The 25836-nt window shown below is 64.6% G+C and carries 27 protein-coding genes; 12 read left to right on the forward strand and 15 right to left on the reverse strand.

Annotation, left to right across the window (positions count from 1 at the left end):
- Positions 1 to 44: 44 nt before the first annotated feature.
- From RAM80_RS11140 to RAM80_RS11150, 3 genes are all read right to left on the reverse strand, one after another.
- Positions 45 to 671 carry a DUF998 domain-containing protein gene (locus tag RAM80_RS11140; protein ID WP_416426475.1) on the reverse strand — a complete coding sequence of 209 codons (627 nt, stop codon included), beginning with the start codon at positions 669 to 671 and terminating at the stop codon, positions 45 to 47.
- 106 nt (positions 672 to 777) lie between these two features.
- Positions 778 to 1032: a DUF2790 domain-containing protein gene (locus tag RAM80_RS11145; RefSeq protein WP_416426477.1), complete on the reverse strand. Its 255-nt coding sequence runs from the start codon at positions 1030 to 1032 to the stop codon at positions 778 to 780.
- 213 nt (positions 1033 to 1245) lie between these two features.
- Positions 1246 to 2001 (reverse strand): IclR family transcriptional regulator, encoded by a 756-nt coding sequence (locus tag RAM80_RS11150; RefSeq protein WP_416426479.1) that lies wholly within the window; start codon positions 1999 to 2001, stop codon positions 1246 to 1248.
- Positions 2002 to 2081: 80 nt separating this feature from the next.
- Between RAM80_RS11150 and RAM80_RS11155 the strand changes: the two genes are divergently transcribed.
- From RAM80_RS11155 to RAM80_RS11175, 5 genes are read left to right on the forward strand one after another with little or no spacing between them, the layout of a single operon-like run.
- Complete coding sequence (locus RAM80_RS11155) at positions 2082 to 3602, forward strand: MFS transporter (RefSeq protein ID WP_416426481.1); 1521 nt, start codon at positions 2082 to 2084, stop codon at positions 3600 to 3602.
- Positions 3593 to 4630, forward strand: coding sequence for an HlyD family secretion protein (locus RAM80_RS11160; protein ID WP_416427457.1), 1038 nt, complete (start codon positions 3593 to 3595; stop codon positions 4628 to 4630). Before RAM80_RS11155 ends, RAM80_RS11160 begins: the two co-directional genes overlap by 10 nt.
- Before the next feature lies 1 nt (position 4631).
- Positions 4632 to 6029 carry an efflux transporter outer membrane subunit gene (locus tag RAM80_RS11165; RefSeq protein WP_416426482.1) on the forward strand — a complete coding sequence of 466 codons (1398 nt, stop codon included), beginning with the start codon at positions 4632 to 4634 and terminating at the stop codon, positions 6027 to 6029.
- Entirely contained in the window at positions 6026 to 6436 is a 411-nt protein-coding gene (locus RAM80_RS11170; protein ID WP_416426483.1) for a GNAT family N-acetyltransferase, read from the forward strand. The genes RAM80_RS11165 and RAM80_RS11170 overlap by 4 nt, the downstream gene beginning before the upstream one ends.
- A gap of 59 nt (positions 6437 to 6495) precedes the next feature.
- Complete coding sequence (locus tag RAM80_RS11175; RefSeq protein WP_416426485.1) at positions 6496 to 7320, forward strand: class I SAM-dependent methyltransferase; 825 nt, start codon at positions 6496 to 6498, stop codon at positions 7318 to 7320.
- A 117-nt stretch (positions 7321 to 7437) separates the two neighbouring features.
- Here RAM80_RS11175 and def read toward each other — a convergent pair whose 3' ends face one another.
- The 3 genes from def to RAM80_RS11190 all read right to left on the reverse strand — a co-directional run bounded on the left by def (position 7438) and on the right by RAM80_RS11190 (position 9321).
- Positions 7438 to 7977: a peptide deformylase gene (def, locus tag RAM80_RS11180; protein ID WP_416426487.1), complete on the reverse strand. Its 540-nt coding sequence runs from the start codon at positions 7975 to 7977 to the stop codon at positions 7438 to 7440.
- A gap of 19 nt (positions 7978 to 7996) precedes the next feature.
- A complete protein-coding gene (locus tag RAM80_RS11185; protein WP_416426489.1) occupies positions 7997 to 8950 on the reverse strand; it encodes a YihY/virulence factor BrkB family protein in 954 nt (317 codons plus the stop codon).
- Positions 8951 to 9141: 191 nt separating this feature from the next.
- Entirely contained in the window at positions 9142 to 9321 is a 180-nt protein-coding gene (locus tag RAM80_RS11190; protein WP_416426490.1) for a CsbD family protein, read from the reverse strand.
- 248 nt (positions 9322 to 9569) lie between these two features.
- Between RAM80_RS11190 and RAM80_RS11195 the strand changes: the two genes are divergently transcribed.
- Together RAM80_RS11195 and RAM80_RS11200 are read left to right on the forward strand one after the other, a co-directional pair.
- Positions 9570 to 11051 (forward strand): right-handed parallel beta-helix repeat-containing protein, encoded by a 1482-nt coding sequence (locus RAM80_RS11195; protein WP_416426491.1) that lies wholly within the window; start codon positions 9570 to 9572, stop codon positions 11049 to 11051.
- Between the two features lie 128 nt (positions 11052 to 11179).
- Positions 11180 to 11560, forward strand: coding sequence for a hypothetical protein (locus RAM80_RS11200; protein ID WP_416426493.1), 381 nt, complete (start codon positions 11180 to 11182; stop codon positions 11558 to 11560).
- A gap of 69 nt (positions 11561 to 11629) precedes the next feature.
- Here RAM80_RS11200 and RAM80_RS11205 read toward each other — a convergent pair whose 3' ends face one another.
- Together RAM80_RS11205 and RAM80_RS11210 are read right to left on the reverse strand one after the other, a co-directional pair.
- Complete coding sequence (locus tag RAM80_RS11205) at positions 11630 to 12031, reverse strand: DUF2177 family protein (RefSeq protein WP_416426494.1); 402 nt, start codon at positions 12029 to 12031, stop codon at positions 11630 to 11632.
- A gap of 85 nt (positions 12032 to 12116) precedes the next feature.
- Positions 12117 to 12953: a S1 RNA-binding domain-containing protein gene (locus RAM80_RS11210; protein WP_416426495.1), complete on the reverse strand. Its 837-nt coding sequence runs from the start codon at positions 12951 to 12953 to the stop codon at positions 12117 to 12119.
- Positions 12954 to 13270: 317 nt separating this feature from the next.
- On the opposite strand from RAM80_RS11210, the gene RAM80_RS11215 reads away from it, so the two are divergent.
- Together RAM80_RS11215 and RAM80_RS11220 are read left to right on the forward strand one after the other, a co-directional pair.
- On the forward strand, positions 13271 to 13459 hold the full coding sequence (locus RAM80_RS11215) for a hypothetical protein (RefSeq protein WP_027977102.1): 189 nt from the start codon (positions 13271 to 13273) through the stop codon (positions 13457 to 13459).
- 167 nt (positions 13460 to 13626) lie between these two features.
- A complete protein-coding gene (locus RAM80_RS11220) occupies positions 13627 to 14352 on the forward strand; it encodes a TorF family putative porin (protein WP_416427458.1) in 726 nt (241 codons plus the stop codon).
- An 81-nt stretch (positions 14353 to 14433) separates the two neighbouring features.
- Here RAM80_RS11220 and aceK read toward each other — a convergent pair whose 3' ends face one another.
- Positions 14434 to 16155, reverse strand: coding sequence for a bifunctional isocitrate dehydrogenase kinase/phosphatase (aceK, locus tag RAM80_RS11225; protein ID WP_416426497.1), 1722 nt, complete (start codon positions 16153 to 16155; stop codon positions 14434 to 14436).
- A 228-nt stretch (positions 16156 to 16383) separates the two neighbouring features.
- Here aceK and RAM80_RS11230 point away from each other — a divergent pair, with 228 nt between their 5' ends.
- Complete coding sequence (locus RAM80_RS11230; protein ID WP_416427459.1) at positions 16384 to 17253, forward strand: DMT family transporter; 870 nt, start codon at positions 16384 to 16386, stop codon at positions 17251 to 17253.
- Positions 17254 to 17383: 130 nt separating this feature from the next.
- Here RAM80_RS11230 and RAM80_RS11235 read toward each other — a convergent pair whose 3' ends face one another.
- The 3 genes from RAM80_RS11235 to RAM80_RS11245 are packed head-to-tail and all read right to left on the reverse strand — an operon-like array spanning position 17384 to position 21181.
- A complete protein-coding gene (locus RAM80_RS11235; RefSeq protein ID WP_416426498.1) occupies positions 17384 to 18673 on the reverse strand; it encodes an NAD(P)/FAD-dependent oxidoreductase in 1290 nt (429 codons plus the stop codon).
- A gap of 20 nt (positions 18674 to 18693) precedes the next feature.
- Complete coding sequence (locus RAM80_RS11240; protein WP_416426499.1) at positions 18694 to 19782, reverse strand: polyamine ABC transporter substrate-binding protein; 1089 nt, start codon at positions 19780 to 19782, stop codon at positions 18694 to 18696.
- 40 nt (positions 19783 to 19822) lie between these two features.
- Positions 19823 to 21181, reverse strand: coding sequence for a glutamine synthetase family protein (locus RAM80_RS11245; protein ID WP_416426500.1), 1359 nt, complete (start codon positions 21179 to 21181; stop codon positions 19823 to 19825).
- A 181-nt stretch (positions 21182 to 21362) separates the two neighbouring features.
- Here RAM80_RS11245 and RAM80_RS11250 point away from each other — a divergent pair, with 181 nt between their 5' ends.
- Positions 21363 to 22265: a helix-turn-helix domain-containing protein gene (locus RAM80_RS11250; protein WP_416426502.1), complete on the forward strand. Its 903-nt coding sequence runs from the start codon at positions 21363 to 21365 to the stop codon at positions 22263 to 22265.
- 4 nt (positions 22266 to 22269) lie between these two features.
- Here the strand turns inward: RAM80_RS11250 and RAM80_RS11255 are convergent, their stop codons facing one another.
- The gene (locus RAM80_RS11255) at positions 22270 to 23130 is read right to left on the reverse strand and encodes a DMT family transporter (protein WP_416426503.1); all 861 of its coding nucleotides are present in this window, start codon (positions 23128 to 23130) and stop codon (positions 22270 to 22272) included.
- A gap of 339 nt (positions 23131 to 23469) precedes the next feature.
- Positions 23470 to 24135, reverse strand: coding sequence for an alpha/beta hydrolase (locus tag RAM80_RS11260; protein WP_416426504.1), 666 nt, complete (start codon positions 24133 to 24135; stop codon positions 23470 to 23472).
- A 135-nt stretch (positions 24136 to 24270) separates the two neighbouring features.
- Between RAM80_RS11260 and RAM80_RS11265 the strand changes: the two genes are divergently transcribed.
- Positions 24271 to 24675 carry a heme-binding protein gene (locus RAM80_RS11265; RefSeq protein ID WP_416426506.1) on the forward strand — a complete coding sequence of 135 codons (405 nt, stop codon included), beginning with the start codon at positions 24271 to 24273 and terminating at the stop codon, positions 24673 to 24675.
- Positions 24676 to 24713: 38 nt separating this feature from the next.
- Here RAM80_RS11265 and RAM80_RS11270 read toward each other — a convergent pair whose 3' ends face one another.
- Positions 24714 to 25652 carry an aspartyl/asparaginyl beta-hydroxylase domain-containing protein gene (locus RAM80_RS11270; protein ID WP_416426508.1) on the reverse strand — a complete coding sequence of 313 codons (939 nt, stop codon included), beginning with the start codon at positions 25650 to 25652 and terminating at the stop codon, positions 24714 to 24716.
- Between the last annotated feature and the right edge of the window lie 184 nt (positions 25653 to 25836).

Below are 25836 nucleotides of genomic sequence, written 5' to 3' on the forward strand. Positions count from 1 at the left end.
CACCACTGCGGTGCCATGGACGCGGCCTGCGGCTGCTGCTACGACTACGCTTTGCGGCGTAGCAGGACGACCGCGAAAATGGCGGTCCAGATGGTCGAGGCGAAGGTGTTCACCCGCTCGTACAGGCCGTGCCCCACGAGGTTCTTCGCCGAAATGGCCACCATAGGCAGGGTCACCAGTGCCACCAGGGTGAATGCCATGGAAAGGAACGCCAGGCCACGGAAGCCTTCCAGGCGCAGGCCCAGGCGCACCCAGATGGCGCCGGCAGCGATCAGGCTCCAGGCCATGACCAGGCCGGCAATATGGTGAACCTGCTGGGCGGCCGACGGATCGTCAAGGCTGCACCCGGCATCACAGGCAAAGTCACCGGTGACAAAACTGGCCAGGCCATGCAGCACAATCAACAGGCCGCTGACACGGCCCCACGCCGATTGTGGAAATGTCTTGTAAACACCAACCCCAAACAAAATGAATAACAAACCAAGCGGAAAGTTATTAATGATCGGCGCAATAAAGTGTGTCGGCGCATCCACCGCACCCAATACACTCATGGACTGTTCAAACTGGCTGTAGTCCGGGTACAGGCTGCCCAGGATCAGCAAGGCAACTGCCAGCCAGAAAGGCGTCAGCAGGCCAGCCACATACAGCGGTTTCAAGGGAAGGGATTTCAAGCGAACACTCCGCGGGCAATAATTGGCGTGGACCTTACTACACTGGGCATGGCCACGTCACGGCCCGCTGCCCCCGCTCACTGCGCGAGGGCTCGGAGGCCAGGCATCAGTTGTTCTCGCAACCGTTGCCCATCACCCGGTATTCGATGGTGTGGCGTTCGCCCTGGTGGTCCAGGTAAGTCATCTTCGCCGGTACCACTTCGCACACGTCGGGAATCGAAGTCATGCTCACCACCTTGGCGATATCCAGGTGGGTACCGTAGGTATATTCCTGCACACTGTTATTGCTGGCAGCAGGCAAAGTGGCAGCGCCGGCAACAGTCGAGAACGCGACCAGTGCGGCAATCACAAGAGTTTTCATGGTAAAGGGCCTTTAAAGCAATCACGCTGATTGACTTCATTTGCCGGGTTGGGGCTGGAAGAAGTTGTTACACAATATTTTGAACTCATTGCGTAACACGAAGTACCTGTCACCGCTGTTTCATGTTTCAGCGGGGACATATATAGAATACAACTTCCCCAGCGGGAATAAACCTCAAGGGCTGACAAGCACTGTTGCCGAACTTGCAATAATTCAGCCCTTGCTGTGCAGCGCGTTGCTCAGTTCGTCACGCACGCGCCCCAGCGCTTCGCGAATACGCGCCTGGTGCTGCTCGATGCGCCACGCTGGGCCCACCACGGTCATGGCGTAGTTGCCCTGGGGCGTGTCCAGCAAAGTGGCGATGCCGCCCACGCCCTGCACATGCTCCTGGCGGTCGTAGGCGAAGCCCTCGGCGCGAATCTGCGGCAGTTGCGCCAGCAGTTGCTCAAGGTCGAGGGTGGCCGGGGTCAGCTGCTCCATCTGCCCTTGCAGCAGCTCGCGCACCGCCTCGTCGCTCTTGCGTGCCAACAGCACCTTGCCGCCGGATGACGCGTGCATGCGCAGGAAGTTGCCGGTGCCCGGCGACACCCGCAGCTCGCTCGCCGAGACCACCGAATGCAGCAACAGCAGGTCGGCGCCACTGGCGTGCAGCAGCACCGCGGTCTCGCCGGTCAGCCGCGACAAGTCTTCCATGAACGGCCGCGCCAGCTGCGAAATGTCCACGTGGCTGTGAGTGGCCAGGCGCATCAGCGCCGGGCCCAGGCACACGCCGCCGGCGCCGCGCACTTCCAGCAGCTGCTCCAGCGCCAGGGCGTCCACCAGGCGCTGCACGGTGGAGCGCGGCAGCTCGATGCGCTTGGCGATGGCGCCCAGGCTCAGGCCCGCTGGTTCGTTCTCCAGGCAGCGCAGGATGGCCGCAGCGCGGGAGATCACCTGAATGCCGGTGCGGTCGTTGTCTGTCGTGGTCACTGGATTGCCTCTTGTATCGCTGATCAGTACACTGTACCAATTATTGCACTCTTACTCGCTCGCGTCTCGGGAAATCTTTCGTGTCCGCACCTGCTCCTCCACCCGCCCCCACGCCGTTCGGTTGGCGCCTGGCCATCGGCCTGGTCGGCGTGCTGATCGCCGCCCTGACCTCGGGCATCAACGACCGCGCCACCGACATTGCCCTGGCCGACGTGCTGGGCGTGTTCGGCCTGGGCCACGACGAAGGCACCTGGATCAGCTCGGCCTACAGCGCCGCCGAAGTCTCGGCGATGCTGATTGCGCCGTGGCTGGCGGTGACCTTCTCGCTGCGCCGCTTCGCCATCGTCGTCACCTTGCTGTTCAGCCTGTGTGGCGCCCTGTGCCCGCTGGCGCCGAACCTGGAAAGCCTGCTCACCCTGCGGGTGCTGCAAGGGCTGGCCGGCGGCTGCCTGCCGCCGCTGCTGATGACCGTGGCGCTGCGCTTCCTGCCGTGGCACATCAAGCTGTACGGGCTGTCGGCCTACGCCCTGACCGCCACCTTCGGCCCCAACGTGGCCATGCCCCTGGCCTCGCTCTGGACCGAAAACGCCGACTGGCGCCTGCTGTTCTGGCAGATCATCCCCGCCGGCCTGGTCGGCTCGGCCTGCATTGCCTTCGGCCTGCCGCAGGACCCGTTGCGCCTGGAGCGCTTCAAGCAGCTCGACTGGCGCGGCGCCCTGCTGGGCTGCGGCGGCATCAGCATGCTGGTGGTGGCGCTGACCCAGGGTGAACGCCTGGACTGGCTGGACTCCAGCCTGATCTGCTGGCTGCTGCTGGGCGCCGCGGTGTGCCTGCCGCTGTTCCTGCTCAACGAATGGTTCCACCCGTTGCCGCTGTTCAAGCTGCAGTTGCTGGAACGGCGCAACTTCGCCTTCGGCATCACCACCCTCACCCTGTTCATGTTCGTCAGCCTGGCCGGCAGCGCCATTCCCGCCGCCTACCTGGCCGGCGTGCACGGCTACCGGCCGCTGCAGACCATGCCCCTGGCCCTGAGCATCGCCCTGCCGCAACTGCTGCTGGCGCCGCTGGTGGCCACGGTGATCAACCGCAACTGGGTGGACGCCCGCTACGTGATCGCTGCGGGCCTGGCCATCCTGACCGTGGCCTGCCTGGGCGGCGCGCTGCTGACCGGCGCCTGGATTCGCGACGACTTCTACTGGCTGCAAGCGCTGCACGCGGTTGGCCAGCCGATGATCGTGGTGCCGCTGCTAATGCTCGCCACCGGCGTTATCCACCCTATGGAAGGGCCGTTCGCCTCGGCCATGGTCAACACCCTGCGCGCGCTGTTCTCGGTGCTGGCGGCGGTGGCCCTGGAAAACTTCGTCACCGCCCGCGAGCACCTGCACTCCAACGTGCTGCTCGACCGCCTGGGCAGCGTCCGCCAGGGCCTCGAGCCGCTGCTGGACGCCACCGGCCTGGCCCACCGCGTGCACGCCCAAGCCCTGGTGCTCACCGCCAGCGACGCGTTCCTGGCGCTGATCGCAGTGATCGCCGTGCTGCTGCTTGTCTTGCTGACCCTGCCCAAACGCGCCTATCCACCGCAACCTCCGGTATCCCCATGAAGCATAGAACCGCCATTTCGCTGATCACCGTCGCCATCTTGCTGTGCGGCACTTACGGGGCCTACCGGTTGCTGAGCCACGGCTCGCTGGAAAGCACCGACGACGCCTACATCAACGCCGACTCGGTGCTGGTGGCGCCGCGCGTGGCCGGCCAGGTCACCCAGGTGGCCGTGGCCGACAACCAGGCGGTGCGCACCGGGCAGCTGCTGGCGCAGATCGACGACCGCGACTACCTGGCCGCCCAGGCTGCGGCCACGGCCAACGTCAACGCCGCCCAGGCGCAGCTGAAGAACCTGGCTGCCGGCATTGAGCGCCAGGGCGCCGAGATCGACCAGGCCACGGCGAAAATCCGCGCCACCGCCGCCTCGCTGGCTTTCGCCCAGGCCAACGCCCAGCGCTACCGCAACCTGTCCAACGCCGGTGCCGGCACCCAGGAAGAACGGCAGAAGGCCGAGTCCGACCTGCAGGGCTGGCAAGCCGCCCGCGACCGCGACGACGCCGCCAAGGTGGCTGCGCAGAAAACCCTCGAAGTGCTCAAGGCCCAGCGCGAAGTGGCCGATGCACAGCTGGCCAAGGACCAGGCGGCGCTGCAACAGGCCAACCTCAACCTGTCGTACACGCGCATCGCCGCGCCCCAGGACGGCATGGTCGGCCAGCGCTCGGTGCGCGTGGGCGCCTACGTGGCGCCCGGCAAGCCGCTGCTGGCGGTGGTGCCATTGAAGGACGCCTACGTGGTGGCCAACTTCCGCGAGACCCAGCTGGCGCACATGCACCTGAACCAGACCGTGCGCGTGCACGTCGACAGCTTCCCCGACCGCACCTTCACCGGCCACGTCGACAGCGTGGCACCGGCCACCGGCCTGTCGTTCTCGGCCATCGCCCCGGATAACGCCACCGGCAACTTCACCAAGGTGGTGCAGCGCATTCCGGTGAAAATCGTCTTCGACGCCGGCCAGCCCGGGCTGGAAAAACTGCGCGTCGGCATGTCGGTGGTCGCCAGCATCGACACCGCCCAGGAGCAGCATTGAGATGAAACGCCCCTTGCTTGCGCTGGCCATGGCCAGCCTCGGTGCCTGCAGCGTCGGCCCCGATTTCCACGCGCCGCAACCACAACTCCCCGCGCAGTGGCAGCAACAGGCCCAGGCCGCCGCCGCAGTCGACAGCCAGTGGTGGCAGACCCTGGGTGACCCGCAGCTGAGTTCGCTGGTGCAGCGCGCCGCCAAGGCCAACTTCGACGTGCGCGTGTCCAGCAACCGCCTGGAGCAGAGCCGTGCCATGCGCCAGGTCAGCGGCGCCGCGCAATTGCCCGGCGTGGCCCTGGGCGCCAGCTACCAGCGCGAACGCAACAGCGCCGTCAGCCTGCTCGACCCGTCCAACCTGAGCGGCAAGGCGCCGTTCGAGCTGTGGAACAGTGCCGCCGACGCCAGCTGGGAGGTGGACCTGTGGGGCCATGTGCGCCGCGCCGTCGAGGCGGCCGATGCCGAGGTTGATCTGAGCCAGGCCCAGCGCAACGGCGTGCTGCTGAGCATCAGCGCCGAGACCGCCAGCGACTACCTCAAGCTGCGCGGCGTGCAGACGCAACTGCAGGTGGCCCGGCAGAACCTCGATATCGCCAAGCGCAGCCGCGACCTGACCCAGACGCGCCTGGAAAACGGCGTGACCACCCACCTGGACACCGCCAACTCCGCGGCCCAGGTGGCCAGCATCGAGGCGCTGTTGCCCATGCTGCAGGCCCAACAGGACCACCTGATCAACGCCCTCAGCTACCTGCTGGGCGAGGCCCCGGGTGCCCTGGCAGGTGAACTGCAAGCGCCGAAACCGCTGCCCGCCAGCGCACCGGACGTGCCCCTGGGCCTGCCCTCGGAACTGGCCCAGCGGCGCCCCGACATCCAGGCCAGCGAAGCCGCGCTGCACCGCGCCACCGCCGCCATCGGCGTGGCCAAGGCCGACTTCTACCCGCGCATCAGCCTGGGCGCCAGCTTCGGCTTCCAGGCCCTGGACGGCTCCAACTTCGGCGCCTGGAACTCGCGCCAGTGGAGCTACGGCCCCAGCCTGTACCTGCCGATCTTCCAGGGCGGGCGCCTGACCGGCACCCTGCAACTGCGCGAGCACCAGCAGCAGGAAGCGGCGCTCAACTACCAGAAAACCGTGCTGGGCGCCTGGCATGAAGTGGACAACGCCCTCACCGACTACCGCGCCGAACAGCAGCACTACGCGGCCCTGGCCGAAGCCGTGCGCCAGAACGACATGGCCCTGAACGTGGCCCAGGAACGCTACCGCCAGGGCGCCATCGACTTCATCAACGTGCTCAACGTGCAGCGCATCCGCCTGCAGAACCAGAGCGAGCTGGTGAACAGCACCACCCAGGTGGCGCTGGACCGCGTGCAACTGTACCGCGCCCTGGGCGGTGGTTGGCCGGCCACATGAGCATTGACTACGCGCCCCTGGCGCCAACGCTGTGGCCGCTGCTGAACAAGTTCTACCGCGAGCAGCGCTCCCCCATGCGCGGCGACAAGGCGGCCCAGGCCTGGGTGGCGCGCGACGGCGAGATCATTGCCGCGCTGAACCTGACGCCGGTGGCCGACGGCCATTGGCTGACCGGTTTGCTGGTGGCCGACGCCTGCCGCGGCCAGGGCGTGGCGCGGCGGCTGGTGACGCAGGCAGTGGCCAGCGTGGCCGGGCCGGTGTGGCTGTTCTGCGACCCGGGGCTGGCGGGGTTTTACCAGCGGCTGGGGTTTGCGCTGGCGAACGATCTGCCCCAGGTGCTGGCGGAACGGTTGGTGCGCTACCAGCGCAACAAGGCGTTGATCGCGATGACCACGCCGGCCCCGTGACGCGGCCTGGCGGCCGCTGCTACGCTGTGGGGATCGTCTTTTCGCCTACAGGGATTGTCATGAAACGTTCGTTGCTCGCGGCTATTGCCCTGGCGTGTGCCGCCCCCGCCTTCGCCTTGACCCTGGCCGCCGTGGCCCCGCCCTCCACCATCAGCGACAAGACCTTCGCCAGTGTGCTCAAGGGCAGCTGGCGCGACCCGGCCAACAGCGCCCGCGACCGTTACCGCCACCCGCGCCAGACCCTGCAGTTCTTCGGCCTGCGCCAGGACCAGACGGTGATCGAGATCACCCCCGGCACCGGTTGGTACAGCGAGGTGCTGGCACCGCTGCTCAAGGACCACGGCAGCTACATCGCCGCCGTGCAGTCGTCCGGCAGCTTCGACACCCTCAAGCGCAAGTTCGACGCCGACAGCGCCCACTACGGCAAGGCCAGGCTGGTGACCTTCGATCCCAAGGCGCCCACCTTCGGCCCGGACGCCTCGGCCGACGCCCTGCTGACCTTCCGCAACGTGCATAACTGGGTCATGGCCGACAACGCCAAGGCCATGTTCCAGGGCTTCTACCAGGTGCTCAAGCCGGGCGGCACCCTGGGCGTGGTGGACCATCGCGGCAAGCCGGGCGAGACCGTGGAGCAGATCAAGAGCAGCGGTTACCTGCCTACTGAATACGTGATCAAGCTGGCCACCGACGCCGGCTTCACCCTGGTGGGCCAGAGCGAAATCAACGCCAACCACAGGGACACCAAGGACTACCCGCAAGGCGTGTGGACCCTGCCGCCCACCTACAAGCTGGGTGCCAAGGACAAGGCGAAATACCAGGCCATCGGTGAGTCGGACCGCATGACGTTACGGTTCATCAAGCCGGTGGCGGTGGCCAAGGATTAGTGGCGGCCGCTTACGACGTTGTTGTGGGAGCTGGCTTGCCAGCGAGCTGTTGAGGCCCTAAAAGCTCGCTGGCAAGCCAGCTCCCACAAAGACAGTTGCCGCTACACGAAAAATGCGTTAATCGTCGGACGCCGGATCCAGCCCCGGGAACAGCACCTCGGTAAAGCCGAAGCGGCTGAAGTCGGTGATGCGCGAGGGGTACAGCCGGCCGATCAGGTGGTCGCACTCGTGCTGCACCACCCGCGCATGAAAGCCCTGGGCCACGCGCTGAACGGGTTGCCCCTGGGGGTCGAAGCCCTCGTAGCGGATGTGCGTGTAACGGTCCACCACCCCACGCAAGCCCGGTACCGATAGGCAGCCTTCCCAGCCTTCTTCGGTGGCCGGGCTCAACGGCGTGATCAAGGGGTTGATGAGAATGGTCTGCGGCACCGCTTCGGCGTCCGGGTAGCGCTCGCTGCGCTCGAAGCCGAAGATTACCAGCTGCAGGTCGACGCCGATCTGTGGCGCGGCCAGGCCCACGCCGCCGACGTGTTCCATGGTTTGGAACATGTCGGCGATCAGCTGGGTCAGCTCGGCGCTGCCGAACATGTTGGCCGGCACTGGTTGGGCCACGCGCAGCAGGCGCTCGTCGCCCATCTTGAGGATGTCGTGAATCATGAGGCGGTCCTTCTCCCGGTCAGGCCTGCTCGGCGTCCGGTTTCAGCGAGTGATCGCGGCCCAGACCCGAAACATGCTTTTTATCATCTTGCGCCTCGTCTTCGGGAAATTCCTTGTGGCCCGGGTCCTTGCCCTCTTCCGACATGTGCTCGATCACTGCATTCATCTCGGCGCCCAGCAACAGCACCGCCGAGGAGATGTAGAAATACAGCAGCAGCACGATGATCGCGCCGATGCTGCCGTACATGGCGTTGTAGTTGGCGAACGTTTTCACGTAGAAGGCAAAGCCCAGCGAGGCGATGATCCACACCACCACGGCCAGCACCGAGCCTGGGGTGATGAACCGAAACTTCTGCCGCACATCCGGCATCACGTAGTAGATCAGCGCCACGGCGATCATCATCAGGATCACGATCACCGGCCAGCGGGCGATGGTCCACAAGGTCACGATGAAATCTTCCAGGCCGATCTGCCCGGCCAGCCAGCCCATGACCTGCGGGCCCAGCACCATCAACGCGGCCGCCGCCAGCAGCATGCCGGCGATGCCCACGGTGTAGAAGATCGACAGCGGGATGCGTTTCCATACCGGGCGCTCCTCGACCACGTCGTAGGCAGCGTTCATGGCGCTCATCATCAGCCGCACGCCGGCCGAGGCAGTCCACAGGGCGATGACGATACCGAACGACAGCAACCCGCCCTTGGATTGCTGCAGTTGGTCGATCACCGGGTTCACCGAATCCAGGGCCTGGGGCGGCAACACCAGTTCGGCCTGCAGGCGCAGCCACGAGAAGAAGTCGGGCAGGTGCAGGAAGCCGATCAGGGCAATCAGGAACAGGATGAAGGGAAACAGCGAGAACAGCATCTGGTAGGCCAGCGCCGAGGCATAGGTGGACATCTCGTCATCGATGAACTCCTTCACCGTGCGCATCAGCACGGTCTGCAGGCTCAGTTCACGCAATTCCGGAAAAATCATTAGCGTCTCCTTTCGCCGCCATGGGGAGGGTTACAACGAGTGAAACGCCGGACCTGGCCACACTCGGGGGCACAGGTTTTACCTCAATGTAGCGTGAAACACGAACCTGGAACGGTTACCGGCAATGTCCAGACAGCACAGCGGCCATCCGAGGATGACCGCTGTATTGGCTCAGACCGCGCGAACACCGTTTAGTGCTTGCTCAGTTTGTCCTTGGCTTCGCCAATGGTTTGCTGGACTTTGCCCTTGGCCTTGTCTGCGGCGCCTTCGGCACGCAGCTTGTCGCTGCCCACCAGTTTGCCGGCGCCTTCCTTGACGTTGCCCTTCGCTTCGTTAGCCATTCCTTTCACTTTGTCTTTAGTGCCACTCATGGTATTTCTCCTTTCAGGAAAGTACAGGTGTCTAAAGTCGACATAAGGTTGACTGAACGCTTCGCCCCAGAGTTTCAAAAATTTCTCGGTAATTATCTTTACCCGATGAACTGCACTGGGCGAATATCGACCGCAACCACCCGCACCGCCCACACATCGCGTTCTGCATCTACTAGACTCATGCCGCGTTTTCGCCACCGAGCCGGCGAACGTGAAAAAACAACAGTGTTTTCCCGGAATCGATACTCATGCGTGTTTCCCCCGTACTGGCAGCCCTGCTGCTGGCCCTGCCCGTGGTGACAGCCCACGCGGACGAGCCGACCCCGACCACGGATGCGCCGCAGACCCTGGTGGTCAACAGCTACGCCGACGACGGCAAGGATGGCACCCTGCGCTGGGCCATCGAGCAGAACAACCAGAACCCCGGCCATTACCGCATCGAGATCCAGGCGGTGGGCAGCGCGCCCTTCGTGATCAAGCCGACCTCGGCCCTGCCTGACATCAAGGGCCCGGTGGTGATCGAGGGTTCGGCGTGGAAACACAGCGGCGATTTCATCGCCATCGACGGTTCGGCGTTCGTCCAGGGCGACACTGCCAAGGCCTGCCCGGGCGCGGTGGCCGGCCAGTCGGGCGCCAACGTGCGCACCTTGAGCAACCCCGGCCTGAGCGTGCGCGACACCCAGGGCGTGGACATCAGCGGCCTGGAAGTGCGCAACTTCTGCATCGGCATCCTGCTCAACCGCGCCGGCAACAGCAGCGTGCACGACAACCGCATCGTCGCCAACCGCGGCGGCGCCGGCATCATGCTGACCGGCGACGACGGCCAGGGCAACGCCACGGTCAACACCACCATCAACAACCGCATCATCCGCAACCAGCTGATCGACAACGGCGACGGCCTGGAACTGAGCCGCGGCGCGGCGTTCAACCTGCTGGCCGACAACCTGTTCCGCGCCAGCAAGCTGACCCCCGAGGCGTCCCAGGGCGTGGAAGTCTTCCAGGCCAGCGACAACACCCTGACCCACAACCGCTTCGAAGGCTACTCCGACGGCGTGCAGATCAACGCCGGCGACCGCAACTACCTGGGTGGCAACGTGCTCATCGGCAACTCCATTGGCATCAGCGTCACCGGCGCCGACAACCTGCTGGACCGCAACGTGATCCACGGCAACCGTATCGGCGTGGCCCTGCGCCCCGAAGCCGTGAGCCACAACACCCGCCTGACCGCCAACCGCATCTGGGACAACAGCCAGGACGTGAAGCGTTGCCAGAGCGGCGGCTCGTGCATCCCCACCCAGCGCACCGGTGCCATCGTCTTCGGCGTGCCGGGCCCGGACAACGCCAGCTTCGTGGGCAACCGCGGCGCCGGCGTGGAAGCCGGCAAGGCGGTGATCTGCGCGGCCAAGGGCGCGCCGGTGGTGGACTGCCAGCAGTTGCCCAACCACAACCAACCGGCACCCAAGCTGCGCGCCATTGCCGCTGGCCGCCTGCACGGCGAAGTCACCGGCGAGCCCAACAGCCGCTACCGCGTGGAAGTGTTCGGCAACGCCAAGCCGACTGAAACCGAGGCTGCCAACTTCCTCGGCGAGGTGTATGTGTCCACCAACGGCCGCGGCGTGGCCAACTTCAGCTTCCCGCTGGACGTGAAGGAGCCCAACCGCTCGTTCACCGTCACCGCCACTAGCCCGGACGGTGCCACTTCCGAGCTGAGCAAGGCCCTGCCCCGCTGAGCCAATACCGCGCCCTGCCCGCTTTTGGCGGCAGGGCGTCAGGTTTGCCTTTATGTTTGCGCGTTTTACCCCGAGAATGCACCGCGTATTCAGCCACGGCGCTGACGCTTCATTTGCGTAGGACTTCTATGAAACTCGACAAACCCCTGGCCATCGCGCGCCGCAACAAAGAACTCGGCGGCGCGGTGCTTGGTGTCAACAACTGCCACTTCACCCTGCACGACGCCCGTCGCAACATCTTCTGGTTCGACATTCCGGTGGGTCGGCTGGCGGTTGGCCAATATGAGTGGATTCACATGCTCATGCACACCCCGGCCACCGACCAGCTGCTGCACCTGAAGGTGCCCACCGCGTTCTTCCGCGAGCGCATGGAAGGCCTGACCGTGCGTAACGCCGGCAAGCGCAAGTCGACAGTGAGCCTGGAGCTGAGCGCCGACAAGGATTCGTTCCTCAAAGACGTGCGCCCCACCGGCACCGGCGTGAGCTTCGCGCAGTTCCTGCAGGGCTGAAACCGCTGACGGGGCCTGGCGGCCGCTGCTACGGGACGTGTAGCAGCGGCCGCCAGGCCGCGTCCAGCCTCACGCCCATTTGCTGGTTGCCCACACCCCAACGGCCGCCGCCAGCGCCGACACCACGATGCCCCAGAAGATATCGATGAACACCAGCAACGGCGGCCAGCCCACCAACGTGGCCCAGTTGGTCAGGTCGTAGGTGCCGTAGGCCACCAGCCCGAGCATCGCCCCCACCCCCAGGCCGCGCCAGACGCTGCCCGCGTTTACCCCCGGCCACACCGCCAGCACCACCACGCCCAGCGCATACAGCAGGTAAAAGGCTGCCGCCGGCCCGAGCAAGGGCTTGTCGCGCATCAGCGAGCCGAGCATTTGTTTGTAGGTAGGACTCATGAGCACGCCCAGCCACAGGGCGTCGAGTACAAGGATGACCAGAAGGGTGCTGACGTAGGCGATCAGGGCTTTTTTCATCGGTACACTGCCTCGAAAGGGGTTCGTACAGTGTAGGCCCAGGCCCGGCGCGAAAAGTTCACGCCGGGTGTCTAGCTCAAGGGCTTCAGGTCAATTCGATGCGGTCAGCATGAATCACCAGCTTGCCTTCCTTGTAGAGGGCACCGATGGCCTTCTTGAAGTTGCCCTTGCTCACGCCGAACAGGCCGCTGATCACGGCCGGGTCGCTCTTGTCGCTGACCGGCAGCACGCCATTGTTGTCGCGCAACTTGCCGAGGATCTGGCTGTGCAGGCTGCTGGTCAGTTGCTCACCCACCGGCTGCAGGCTGAGGGCAATCTTGCCGTCGCTGCGCAGTTCCTTGATGAAGCCTTTTTCCTGCTTGCCCGAACGCAGGAACTTGAACACTTCGTTCTTGTGGATCAGGCCCCAGTGCTTGTTGTTGATGATGGCCTTGAAACCCATGTCGGTTTCCTCGGCCACCAGCAGGTCGACTTCCTGGCCAACGCTGTAGTTGGCGGGCAACTTGTCCAGGTAGCGGTCCAGGCGCGCGGTGGCGGTGATGCGCTTGGTGCGCTTGTCCAGGTAGACATGCACCACGCAGTAGTCACCTTGCTTGAGCTCGCGCTTCTCTTCCGAATACGGCAGCAGCAGGTCCTTGGGCAGGCCCCAGTCCAGGAATACGCCGATGCTGTTGATTTCGACGACTTTCAGGCTGGCGAACTCGCCCACCTGAACTTTTGGCTTTTCCGTGGTGGCCAGCAACTTGTCTTCGCTGTCCAGGTACACGAACACATTCAACCAGTCTTCATCTTCACTGGGAATATCCTTCGGAATATAACGGTTGGGCAGCAGTATTTCGCCGTCGGCGCCACCGTCCAGATATAAACCGAAGTCCGTATGTTTAACCACTTGCAAACTGTTGTAGCGCCCGACTAAAGCCATTTCAAAAAACCCTCGTTACGTGGGCGCATTCTACCCCAGATCCCCGGCTGCCGCTGCCCCGGCGCGCCAAGCCTTGATTTTCAAGGGCTTGGCGCCCCGTTCGTCAGGCCATTGGTCGCCTGGCCTGGCCAAGGCCTGTGCCCGACGGCCATTTCAATGCAAACTTTCCATTTAAAACAAACGCTTAGGGCCGACAAATTAAAATAAAACGAACGATTGACAAATTACTATTAAGCTATTTCCAAGCCAATATTAGCCCAGCAATTAAAGCCCCCTTGCGGTATAATCGCCGGCCGTATTGAAAATTGCACAGGTGAATGGCAGCCATGCGTGTTAAAGCCTCCAACAGCAAAGCCAAGCCCGCTCCGGCCGTGGAAACCAGCGAATCGATCAACGACCAGATCGCCGCCTTCCTCAAGTCCGGTGGTGAAATCCAGCAGATCGCCAAGGGCGTCAGCGGCCAGACTTTCACGCCGTCGCGCCACATCAGCCTGGGCAAGAAGTAATACCCCTGAGGCTCGTGGGCTGCCTGGCCCACCGCCTCCGCTTCACCTCCCCGCGTAGCCTTTCTGCCCATCGGCGCAGGTAAACCCGACGAACGGTATCAAACCAGCTTCGTTGCCCGGTATGCTTCACCCCTCTAGATCAAGCCTTCCAGCCCGGGAGGAGCATGATGCTCAAGCCCAGCCTACTTTTTGCAGCCACGTTGCTGGCGGCCCAATGTGCGAGCGCGCAACCGGTGCAGTTGCAGCGTGACCTGGGCGACTACAGCCTGCAGATCGGCACCAACCCGGCGCGCAGCATGGCCCAGGGCCTGGTCAAACCCGCTACTTCCGACACCGTGCACGGCGGCGTGGACCTGAGCAGCGACAGCGGCTGGTATTTCGGCCAGTGGTCGCCGAGCATGGGCCTGACCGCGTCCACCAGCATGGAAATCGACACCTACACCGGCTTCAAGAGCTCCTTCACCCAAAGCCTGGGCTACGAGGTGGGCGTGATTCACTACACCTTCCCCGACCTTGCCACCAACGACAGCCACGAGGTGTACGCCGGCCTGACCGTGCTCAGCACCCGTTTCGGCGCGGCCTTCAGCGATGACCCGGGGCGCCACGACAGCACTCTGTTCGCCGACTTCGGCCACGTGCCGCTGCTGGACTTCGGCGTGCGCGTGAAGGTCGGCGACCACCAGCTCGACACGCCCTACACCATCGGCGACGGCAGCGAAGTGCGCGGCTTCAGCGACTGGTCGGTGCAGCTGTCGCGGGCGTTCATGGGCGTGGACCTGAACCTCATCTACAGCGGCTCCAGCCTGGGCGGCGCCAGCTGCGAGGCCTACTCGGGCCAGAACAGCTGGTGCGACGGCACCCTGGTGCTGCAGGCCCAGCGCTCGCTGTTCTAGACCTTGTGGGAGCTGGCTTGCCAGCGAGCTGTTGGCGCCTCAAAAAACTCGCTGGCAAGCCAGCTCCCACACCGAAGACGTTTATTCGTTGTCACGCTGCTGGCGGCGGTAAGGGAACACGTCGATCACCTTGCCGTCCATGATCGCGCCCTGCAGGCCTTTCCAGTAATCGGCGTCGTACAGTTCACCGTGCAACTGGCTGAACAGCTTGCGCTGGCCCGCATCGGCGAACAGGAACGGGGGAAACTCCTCCGGAAACACGTCGTGAGGGCCGATGGAATACCACGGCTCGGAGGACATCTCGTCCTCGGGAAAACGCGGCGGCGGGATGTAGCGGAAGTTCACCTCGGTGAGGTAGCTGATTTCGTCGTAGTCGTAGAACACCACGCGGCCGTGACGGGTGACGCCGAAGTTCTTCAGCAGCATATCGCCGGGGAAGATGTTCGCCGCTGCCAGTTGCTTGATGGCCAGGCCGTAGTCTTCCAGGGCCTCGCGCACCTGGGGCTCGTTGGCGCTTTCCAGGTACAGGTTCAGGGGCGTCATGCGCCGTTCGGTCCAGCAGTGGCGGATCAGCACGGTGTCGCCCTCCAACTGCACGGTGGATGGCGCCACCTCCAGCAGCTCGGCCAGGCATTCGGGGTCGAACTTGCTCTGGGGGAAGCGAAAATCGGCGAACTCCTGGGTGTCGGCCATGCGCCCCACGCGATCGACGCTTTTCACCAGGCGGTATTTCTCGATAACCGTGTTGCGGTCGACGTTCTTCGAGGGCGAAAAGCGGTCCTTGATGATCTTGAACACCGTGTTGAAGCCCGGCAGGGTGAACACCGACATGACCATGCCGCGCACGCCGGGGGCCATGATGAAACGGTCGTCGGTCTTGGCCAGGTGACGGATCAGTGCGCGGTAGAATTCCGACTTGCCGTGTTTGTAGAAGCCGATGGAGGTGTACAGCTCGGCGATGTGCTTGCCCGGCAGGATGCGCTTGAGGAAGCCGACGAACTCGGCCGGCACCGGCACGTCCACCATGAAGTACGAGCGGGTGAAGGAGAAGATGATCGACACCTCGGCCTCGTCGGTGATCAGCGCGTCCACGCGCACGCCCTGCCCTTCGCGGTGCAGGAAAGGAATCGCCACCGGCCATTGCTCATCGCGGGTATACAGCCGGCCCACCAGGTAGGCGCCCTTGTTGCGGTACAGCACCGAGGAGAAAAGCTCCAGGCACAGCTCGTTGTCCTTGCACACCCAATCGGGCAGGTGCTCGCGCAAATGGCCTTCCAGCCGGCGCATATCGCCTTCAAGGTCGGCATACGGCACCCCGAAGCGGTAGTCGCGGAACACTTGCGCCAGCATGCTGCCCAGCTGGCCGCAGGGCTTGCAGGTGCGCGTCTGCGGCGCGCGCTCGCCGCGCAGGCTGGGGCGCGTGGTGTGGATGAACATGCAGCCGTCGGTGATCAGGTCATGGCTGAACAGGCCGCAGAAGATCGAGTTGTACCAGGTCTCGGCCAGTTCATCGTCGAAACGCAGGTCAATCAGGCGGATATAGGCGCTTTTCACCAAGGGCCACAGGCTGACGTCCATCAGCACCGGGTGTTCGAAGCCCTCGCGCAGGGCGCCCACGGTCTGCGCCACCTTCTCTTCATACAGGTTGATGCGCGCCGCCGACGCCTGCTGGATGTCCTGCCAATGGGCCTGCTCGAACCGCGCGCGGGCGCCGTCGGTGATCAGCCGGAAGTGTTCGCGGTAGTCGTCGAAGCCGTCGAGGATGGTGCGGGCGATCTCGGCGGCCGGCCATTGTTGCGCCATGGGTGAAGCCTCTGCGAAGGGGGCGAACCCCAAGCGTAGCAACCATTGTTTGTAGCCGCTGCCGAAGGCTGCGCTGGCCGGTGTGTACACTGGCGATCTGCAGCGGGGCACAGGGCCAGCGCAGCCTTCGGCAGCGGCTACGAGGGTGGTTGCCAACGCAGGCGTGCTCTAGGAGACTTGCCGCCCTGCCCACCGGATCTGGAGATCCCCTTGAAACCTGCCTCCCTCATGAACATGTTGCTGCTTGCCGCCGTCTGGGGTGCCAGCTTCCTGTTCATGCGCGTCATCGCCCCGGTGCTGGGCGCGTTCCCCACCGCCTTCTTCCGCGTCGCCATCGCCGCCACCGGCCTGCTGGTGATTCTGGGCCTGATGCGGGTGAAATGGGATTTCCAGGGCAAGCTCAAGACCTGCCTGCTGCTGGGCATGATCAACTCCGGCATGCCTGCCACCCTGTACTCGGTGGCTGCCCAGGTGCTGCCGGCCGGCTATTCGGCGATTTTCAACGCCACCACGCCGCTGATGGGCGTGTTGATTGGCGGCCTGTTCTTCCATGAGCGGCTGACCCCGCTCAAGCTGCTGGGGGTGTTCGCCGGGCTGTTTGGCGTCGGCATCCTCACCCGCGCCGGCCCCGTGGCCTTCGACCTGCAACTGGCCCTGGGCGCCGTGGCCTGCCTGCTGGCCACCACCTGCTACGGCTTCGCCGGCTTCCTGGCCCGGCGCTGGCTGGACCAGCAAGGCGGCCTGGACCCGCGCCTGTCGGCCCTGGGCAGCATGCTCGGCGCTACCCTGCTGCTGACGCCGCTGTGCGCCGCCAGCGTGGCCATCGCCCCGCCGGCCAGCTGGGGCGGCTGGGAGGTATGGGGGTCGCTGCTGGGGTTGGGCCTGGTGTGCACGGCGTTCGCCTACATCCTGTACTTCCGCCTGCTGACCGACATCGGCCCGGTGAAGTCCAGCACCGTGACCTTCATGATCCCGGCGTTCGGCGTGTTGTGGGGGGCGTTGCTGCTGGGCGAGCCGCTGTCGTGGGCGCACCTGTATGGCGGGGTGTTGATTGGCTTGGCGTTGTATTTCGTCCTGAAACCCACAAAACCCGCCTGAATACGCGTGGGGCCTGACGCACAAAACCCCTGTAGCAGCGGCCACAGGCCGCGTCCCGCAACACCGCTCCCATAAGGGATTACGCGGTGCTTCCGGACGCGGCCTGCGGCCGCTGCTACGGGGATGGGTGTCAGCCCAGCATTTCCTTGAGGCGGTACCACGCCATGCCCAGCGCCAGCAGCGGCGAGCGCAGGGCCTTGCCGCCCGGGAAGGTCATGTGCGGCACCTTGCTGAACACGTCGAAGCCGTGGCTGTGGCCGGCATGAATGGCCTCGGCCAGCAGTTTCGCCGTCCAGTGGGTGACGTTCACCCCATGCCCGCTGTAGCCCTGGGCGTAGTACACGTTGGGGTGCTGGCTGAGCCGGCCTACCTGGGGGAAGCGGTTGGCGGTGATGCCGATCATGCCGCCCCACTGGTAGTCCAGTTTCACGTTGGCCAATTGCGGGAACACCTTGAGCATCTTCGGCCGCATGTAGGCACCGATGTCCGCCGGGTCCTTGCCCGAATAGTGACAGGCGCCGCCGAACAGCAGGCGGCGGTCGGCCGTGAGGCGGTAGTAGTCCAGGCCAACTTTCTGGTCGCACAGCGCCAGGTCCAGCGGGATCAGGCTCTGCGCCACCTCGCGGCTCAACGGTTCGGTGGTGATGATGTAGCTGCCGGCGGGCAGCACCTTGCCGCTCAGGCGTGGCTCCAGGTCATCCAGGTGGGCGTTGCAACCCAGCACCAGGTGGCCGGCGCGTACCGTGCCGCCGGCGCAGCGCACCTGCACGGTGCTGCCGTGGATGATCTCCAGCGCCGGGCTGTGCTCGAAGATGCGCACGCCCTGGGCCTGGGCCAGCCGCGCCTCGGCCAGCACCAGGCGCAGCGGGTGCAGGTGCCCCGAGCCCATGTCGATGAAGCCGCCGGCGTACTGGTCGCTGGCCACCACTTCGCTCATCTGCCCCGGGCCGACGATGCGGGTTGCATGGCTGTAGCCGATGTCCCCCAGCCAGCGCTGTTCCTCGGCGAACGCGGCGAACTGCGCCGGGGTGTTCGCCAGTTCGCAGAAGCCCCAGCGCAGGTCGCAGTCGATGTTGTTGGCCTCGATGCGCTCGCGCACCACCGCCACCGACTCGATGCCGGCCTGCTCCAGGTAGCGCACGCCGTCGTTGCCCACGTAGCGGGCGAAACCGTCCACCGCGTGGCCGATGCCACGGATCAGTTGCCCGCCGTTGCGGCCACTGGCGCCCCAGCCGATTCGCCGCCCTTCCAGCAGCACCACCGACAAGCCACGCGCGGCCAATTCAAGGGCCGTGTTGACGCCGGTGAAGCCACCGCCTATCACGCACACATCGGCGACCAGGTCCTCCCCCAGGCAGGGGTAGTCAGGCATCTGGCCGGCGGTTGCCGCGTAGTAGGAACGGGCATGTTCTGAATGCATCACCATCACACTTCTCGCTGTCAGCGGTTTGACTTGATGTCGGTCCAGTCGCGGGTCATCAAGCGCATGATGGCCGGCGTCGGGGCGGTGGAAATGTACAGCTTGTCCAACACTTCCTGGGGCGGGTAGACCTCAGGATTGCTCAGCAGCTCGGGGTCCATGTACTGCTTGGCCTCGACGTTGGGGTTGGCGTAGCCCACGGTGGCGCTGACCTTGGCGATCACCTGCGGGTCGAGCAGGTTGTTGATGAAGGCATGAGCCTCTTTCACGTCGGCGGCGTCGGCGGGAATGGCCAGCAGGTCGAACCACAGGTTGGCGCCTTCCTTGGGAATCGAGTAGGCGATATGGATGCCGTTCTTGGCTTCCTTGGCGCGGTTGGCGGCCTGGAACACGTCACCCGAGTAGCCGAAGGCCACGCAGATGTTGCCGTTGGCCAGGTCCGACACGTACTTGGACGAGTGGAAGTAGGTCACGTACGGGCGCACGGTCTTGAGCTTGGCCTTGACCTTGGCGTAGTCCTCCGGCTTGTTGCTGCGCGGGTCCATGCCCATGTAGTTGAGCACGGCGGGCATCACTTCGTCGGCCGAGTCCATCATCGACACGCCGCACTTGGCGAGCTTCTTCATGTTCTCGGGCTCGAACAGCACGGCCCAGGAGTCGATGTGGTCGACGCCCAGCACCTGCTTCACCTTGTCCACGTTGTAGCCAATGCCGTTGGTGCCCCACAGGTACGGCACCGAGTGCTCGTTGCCCGGGTCATTCTTCTCCAGCAGGGCCATCAGTTTGGGGTCCAGGTTTTTCCAGTTCGGCAGCTGCGAGCGGTCCAGTTTCAGGAACGCCCCGGCCTTTACCTGGCGCCCCAGGAAATGGTTGGAGGGCACCACCACGTCGTAGCCGGTGTGGCCGGCCAGCAACTTGCCCTCCAGGGTCTCGTTGGAGTCGAATACGTCGTACACCACCTTGATGCCGGTCTTGGCGGTGAAGTCCGCCAGCGTCGTTTCACCAATGTAGTCGGTCCAGTTGTAGACGCTGACAGAGCCTTCGGCATGGGCGCCGGTGGCGCACAGCAGCGCCAGCGCCGCGGGTAACATGGATTTCAGTAAACGCATTCGACTCACTCCGTTGGTACTTTTCTAATGGTTTTTTTGCTTACACGCTCAGCAGCAGGAATTCACGCTCCCAGGAGCTGATGACCCGCTTGAAGTTTTCATGCTCGGCACGTTTCACCGCCACGTAGCCGCGGACGAACTTCTCGCCCAGGTACTTGATCACGGTGTCGCACTCTTCCATATGCGCCAAGGCGTCCTCGATGGTGATCGGCAGGCGCAGGTTGCGGCGCTCGTAGGCGCGGCCTTCCACCGGCGCGCTCGGCTCGATGTGCTCGACCATGCCCAGGTAGCCGCACAGCAGGCTGGCGGCGATGGCCAGGTAAGGGTTGGCATCGGCGCCCGGCAGGCGGTTTTCCACGCGCATGGCTTCGGGGCTGGCGTCCGGCACGCGCAGGCCCACAGTGCGGTTCTCTTCGCCCCACTCCACGTTCACCGGTGCCGAGGTGTCCGGCAGGAAGCGGCGGAACGAGTTGACGTTGGGCGCGAACATCGGCAGCAGCTTGGGAATGTACTTCTGCAGGCCGCCGATGTGGTGGAGGAACAGCTGGCTCTTGCTGCCGTCTTCGTTGACGAAGATCGGCTTGCCGGTGGCGATGTCGACCACGCTCTGGTGCAGGTGCATGGCGCTGCCCGGCTCGTCACCCACCGGCTTGGCCATGAAGGTGGCGGTGACGTTGTGCTTGAGCGCCGCCTCGCGCATGGTACGCTTGAAGATGGTGATCTGGTCGGCCAGGTCCAGGGCGTCGCCGTGGCGGAAGTTGATTTCCATCTGCGCCGGGCCGTCTTCGTGGATCAGCGTGTCCAGGTCCAGGCCCTGGGCTTCACACCAGTCGTAGACGTCTTCGAACAGCGGGTCGAATTCGTTGGCGGCGTCGATGGAGAACGACTGCCGGCCGCTTTCGGCGCGGCCCGAGCGGCCCAGCGGCGCGCGCAGGGGCAGGTCCGGGTCTTCGCAGCGCTGGGTCAGGTAGAACTCCATCTCGGGCGCCACGATAGGCTGCCAGCCCTTGTCGGCGTACAGCTTGAGGACTTTCTTCAAGACGTTGCGCGGCGACAGCTCGACCGGGTTGCCCTGCTTGTCGAAGGTGTCGTGGATGACGATGGCCGTAGGCTCGATGGCCCACGGGATCACGTAGATCGACGAAGGGTCCGGGCGGCAAATCATGTCGATGTCCGCCGGGTCCAGCAGGTCGTAGTAGATGTCGTCGTCGACAAAATCCCCGGTTACCGTTTGCAACAGCACGCTTTCCGGCAGGCGCATGCCGCGCTCGTGCAGGAATTTGTTGGTGGGTGCTATCTTGCCGCGGGCGATGCCGGTCAGGTCGCTGACCACACATTCAACCTCGGTAATCTTGTGATCTTTCAGCCAACTGGACAGTTGGTCGAAGGGGGCATTCATAAAGACCTCGTCGTGGATGATGTGAGCGCCGGTATTGTATGTTTTTTCCCTCACCGGAATGAGGCTTGGGGTGTCTCTTCCCCTTGGGCGCGTTCCCTTATATCTTGCGCAAGCGGCTTATAACCATCTATCCATTTTACGCACGCCGAAATGCACCATTATGGTGCGCCAAGGTCATCGCATGAAAGAGCCTTTTTCGCTTAACGTCCAGGCCTTCGACACCGGCAGCTTTGCCGAGCAGATCCAGGTCACCCCCGGCTGGGTGCAGGATTACCAGCAGATGTCGCCCGGGCATTTCCGCGGCCGCATCCGCTACCTCGACCTGCAGGGCGTGGAAATTTACGAAGAAGGCATGAACACCCGCGTGGAGCAGCATTTCAGTGCGCCCAAGGGCTCGCTGGCGTTCTGCTTCGACCTGAGCGAGCAGTCGCTGTATTTGCTCAACGGCGAGAGCCGCAACATCTGGATCACCCCGGAGAACTACCGCGAGGTGGCCGTGGTGTTCGGCCCGCAGTTCGTCCGCGAGCACGGCCTGGACAGCGCGCGCCTGGCCGGGCTGTTCATGGCGCCGCTGAGCTGCGGCCAGAACGCGCTGTTCACCCGCTGGCTGAGCAGCACCCTCACCCGCCTGGCCCAGGCCGAGCACGCCCCCGACCGCGAGGCGCTGACCGCGCAGCTGCTGGACGACTGCCTGTTCATCCTCGACCACGCCTCGGTGGGCCTGGACGGCAGCGCGCTGCAACGCCGCGCTGCGGAACGGCGGATCATGAAACGGGTGTTCGAATGGGCAGCCGATGTGCCGGACGAGACCCTGAACCTGGTGGAGCTGGCCAGCGTCGCCGAAGTGTCGCTGCGCCAGCTGCAGCAGGCGTTCAAGGCCTACACCGGCATGGCGCCGGCGCAGTGGCTGCGCTTGAAGCGGCTGAACAACGCGCACCGCGAACTGCTGAAGGCCCAGGGCAGCGCCACCACGGTGGCCGAGGTGGCGATGCACTGGTCATTCTGGCACCTGGGGCGCTTCTCCAGCAGCTACCGGGCGCTGTTCGACGAACTGCCCAGCGAGACCCTCAAGCGCAAGCGCTGAGGCCCTAGGCCTTGCGGAACACAAACACCAGCCCCAGCACGATCAGGCCCATGCCCGCCACGCTCAGCAGCGCCAGGCGGTTGCCGAAGATCAGCCAGTCCATCACCGCCGTCACCGCCGGCACCAGGTAGAACAGGCTGGTGACGTTCACCAGGTTGCCGCGGGCAATCAAACGGTACAGCAGCAAGGTCGCCAGCACCGACACCACCAGCCCCATGTACAGCACCGGCACGTAGAACGACAGGCTGTGCTCGATGTGGAACGGCTGGCTGGGCACGAACAACGCACACAGCAACATGCCCGCCGCGTACTGCACCGGCAGCGTGCCCAGCGGGTCGGTGCTGATGCGCTTCTGCATGATCGAGCCCAGGGTCATGCTGAGCATGGCCAGCAGCGCGAAGGCCATGCCGGCCATGGACATGCCGGCGATGCCGATGCTCTGGAACACCACCAGCACCAGCCCTGCCAGCCCCAGGCACAGGCCGAACAGCCGGGTGAAGGAATGGCGACGCTCCACCAGCACGGCGGTGAGGATCGGCTGCACACCCATCACCGTGGCCATCACCCCGGGGGTGACCTTCAGGCTCAAGGCCAGGATGTAGAAGATCTGGTAGGCGCCCAACAGCACCAGGCCGGTGGCAATGGCGTACAGCACGCCTTGCCGAGTGCCGGGCAGGCGCAGCTTGAGCACCGGTATCAGCAGTACCAGCGCCACCAGGGCGATGGCGAAACGGCACAGCAGGAAGGCGAACGCCGAGGCGTGGGCCAGGCCCCATTTGGAGAAAATGGCGCCACTGCTCCACAGCAGGACGAACAGGATGGTCGAGGCCGCCGAGGCCACGGAGTCTTTCGAAAAGACAAACATGTATGCACCTGTCATTCGGGCCAATCAAGGCCAGCACGGCTAAACAGCCGGGTTCAGTGTTTTGGTGTGCGGGTCAGACCGCAGGAACAACGCCTGGAGGGGGTGCAACGACTGCACACACGGGCGTCTGAACGACAGGAGGGGGATATTGACCGAGCATGGCCGGTTGCTGGTCCACGCGCGGCACGCCGACAGCGTGAGCTGTGCGAGGTTTGCCGGTGGGGAAGCAGGAGGTGGCCATGGGGTGCTCTTTTGCAAGTGAAGGCCGACTATAGCAAGGGTTGGATCGCGTTGCCAGTGGACGCAGCCTTCGGCAGCTGCTACGGGCACCCTTCCGGCTTACGCCGGAATCAGTGCGTTCAACCACTCGACGAAATCCGCCACCACTGCGCCGCTCAGTTCATGGCCGATGGGGTACAGCTTGAGCTCGTGGCGCACCCCCAATTCGTTGAGGAACTGGTCGGCGCGCTCGGCCCAGCTGACCGGCAGCTTGTTGTCGTGAATGCCGTGGGCGACGAAGGCCTTCAGCGCCGACAGCTCCAGCGGCCCCGCCAACCGCACGGCAATCTCCGGGAGGATGCGGCCGCTGAGCAGGCCGAAGCCCTTGAACAGCGCTGGCGCGGTGAGGCCGCTGCTGGCGCTCATGATGCCGCCCTGGCTGAAACCGGCGATCACCGTGGGCAGCGGCGCCAGCGCCTGCGCCAGGGCCAGCAGCTGGCGGCGGCTGGCTTCGGCCTGCTCGGCGTTGATCACCGGGCCCTGCTCGCCGAACTGCACGTTGAACCAGGCAAACTGCTGCGGGCCGATGGCCAGCGGCCCCTGCACCGCCAGCACTTCAAAGTCGCCGGGCATGTGCTCGCCCAGCGCCACCATGCCGCGCTCGTTGCTGCCCACCCCGTGCAGCAGCAACAGGCGCCCGCGCACCGGGCCGCTGGCCGGGCTGAGACGGTAGTGGAGGTGCGAAACCGGGTCGTGTTGCAGGTCACCGAAGGTGCGAGTGGTCATCAACGTGGTCCTTGAAGGCAATGGCTCTAGCCTAGGCCATCGGCGCCGTTGTGATAAGTCGCCATTGATGGGACAAAGCATCCCGCCGCGTGTGAAGATAACGGCAGTTGCCCCACCCAATAAAAGGACTGATCGATGCGCACCAAAGCCGTACTGGGCCACACCGAAACCACCCGAATCATGGCCGCCGCCCGCGCCGAAGCGCTGCAGAACCACTGGGCCGTGACCATCGCCATCGTCGATGACGGCGGCCACCTGCTGGCCCTGGAACGCCTGGACGGCGCCGCCTCCAGCACCGCCTACCTGGCCCCCGAGAAGGCCCGCACCTCGGCCATCAGCGGCCGCGAGTCGAAGTATTACGAAGAGCTGGTGAACAATGGCCGCAACTCGTTCCTGTCGGTGGACATCATGACCTGCCTGGAAGGCGCGGTGCCGATCGTCCACGACGGCCAGGTGATTGGCGCCATTGGCGTGTCAGGGGTGAAGTCGGAGTTTGACGCGCAAATTGCCCGCGCCGGCGCCGCCGTGCTGGGTCAATAAGGCAGCAGGGCCCCGGCCGAGCGGCCGGGGCACGGGGCTTAGCCGAACAGCCAGTAGCCCAGGGCAGTCAGCACCACCACCGCCAGCACCGGGCGCATGACGCGGTAGGCCTTGGGGTTGGCGCGCTTGAACTTCTTCACCTTGCCGGCGATGCCGTCGCTGAAGCGCTTGCTCCAGGCGTAGGCCTGGTTGATGCCGCCCACGCGCTCTTCATCGACGTTCTGCGGTGCCGTGGCGCGGCCCAGGAAGGCGCTGACGCTGCGGTTGATGCGGCCCATCAGGCGGCTGCTGAGCGGGCGCTCGATGTCGCAGAACAGAATCACGCGGGTGAAGTCGGTCTCGTTCTTGACCCAGTGCACGTAGGTCTCGTCGAACATCACGTCCTCGCCGTCGCGCCAGGCGTATTCCTGGCCATCGACGAAGATGCGGCAGGCGTCGGAATTCGGCGTCGACAGGCCCAGGTGGTAGCGCAGGGAGCCGGCGAACGGGTCGCGGTGCGGGTTCAGGTGGCTGCCGCCGGGCAGCAGCGCGAACATGGCGCCCTTGACGTTGGGAATGCGGCTGACCAGCTCCACGGTCTTGGGGCACAGGGCCACGGCCGATGGCAGCGGCTGGTCGTACCACTTCAGGTAGAAACGCTTCCAGCCCTTCTTGAAGAACGAACCGAAGCCGGCGTCGTTGTTCTTCTCGGCGGCGCGAATGTAGCCCTCGTCGAACAGGTGCATGGCTTCTTCGCGGATGGTTTCCCAGTTGTCCTTCAGCAGGTCCAGCTCGGGGAACTTGCTGCGGTCCAGGTAGGGCTTGGACGGCACGGCAGAGAACAGGTACATCAGCGCGTTGTACGGCGCGAAGAAGGCGGAGTGGTTGACGAACTGGCGCAACACCGGCAGGCGCGCCTTGCCGCGCAAGTGCACGTAAAGGATGCTGCAGACGAACAGCATCAGCACCGCAAGCTTGACGGTGAGTGAAAGGGTCATGCAACAACTCCTTGAATGGGCAGTCCGCCATGATAAACCCTGGGAGGCCAGCTAAACAGCCGCTCCGGACGAGATTCATTATTGCGTGGCGCGCAAGGACGGACGTTGAGGCAGATCAACGAGCGCGATTATCCTTGTGGGAGCTGGCTTGCCAGCGAGCTTTTGGGGCTTTCAAAAGCTCGCT

The sequence above is a fragment of the Pseudomonas sp. App30 genome (genome assembly GCF_047947025.1).
Classification (GTDB): domain Bacteria; phylum Pseudomonadota; class Gammaproteobacteria; order Pseudomonadales; family Pseudomonadaceae; genus Aquipseudomonas.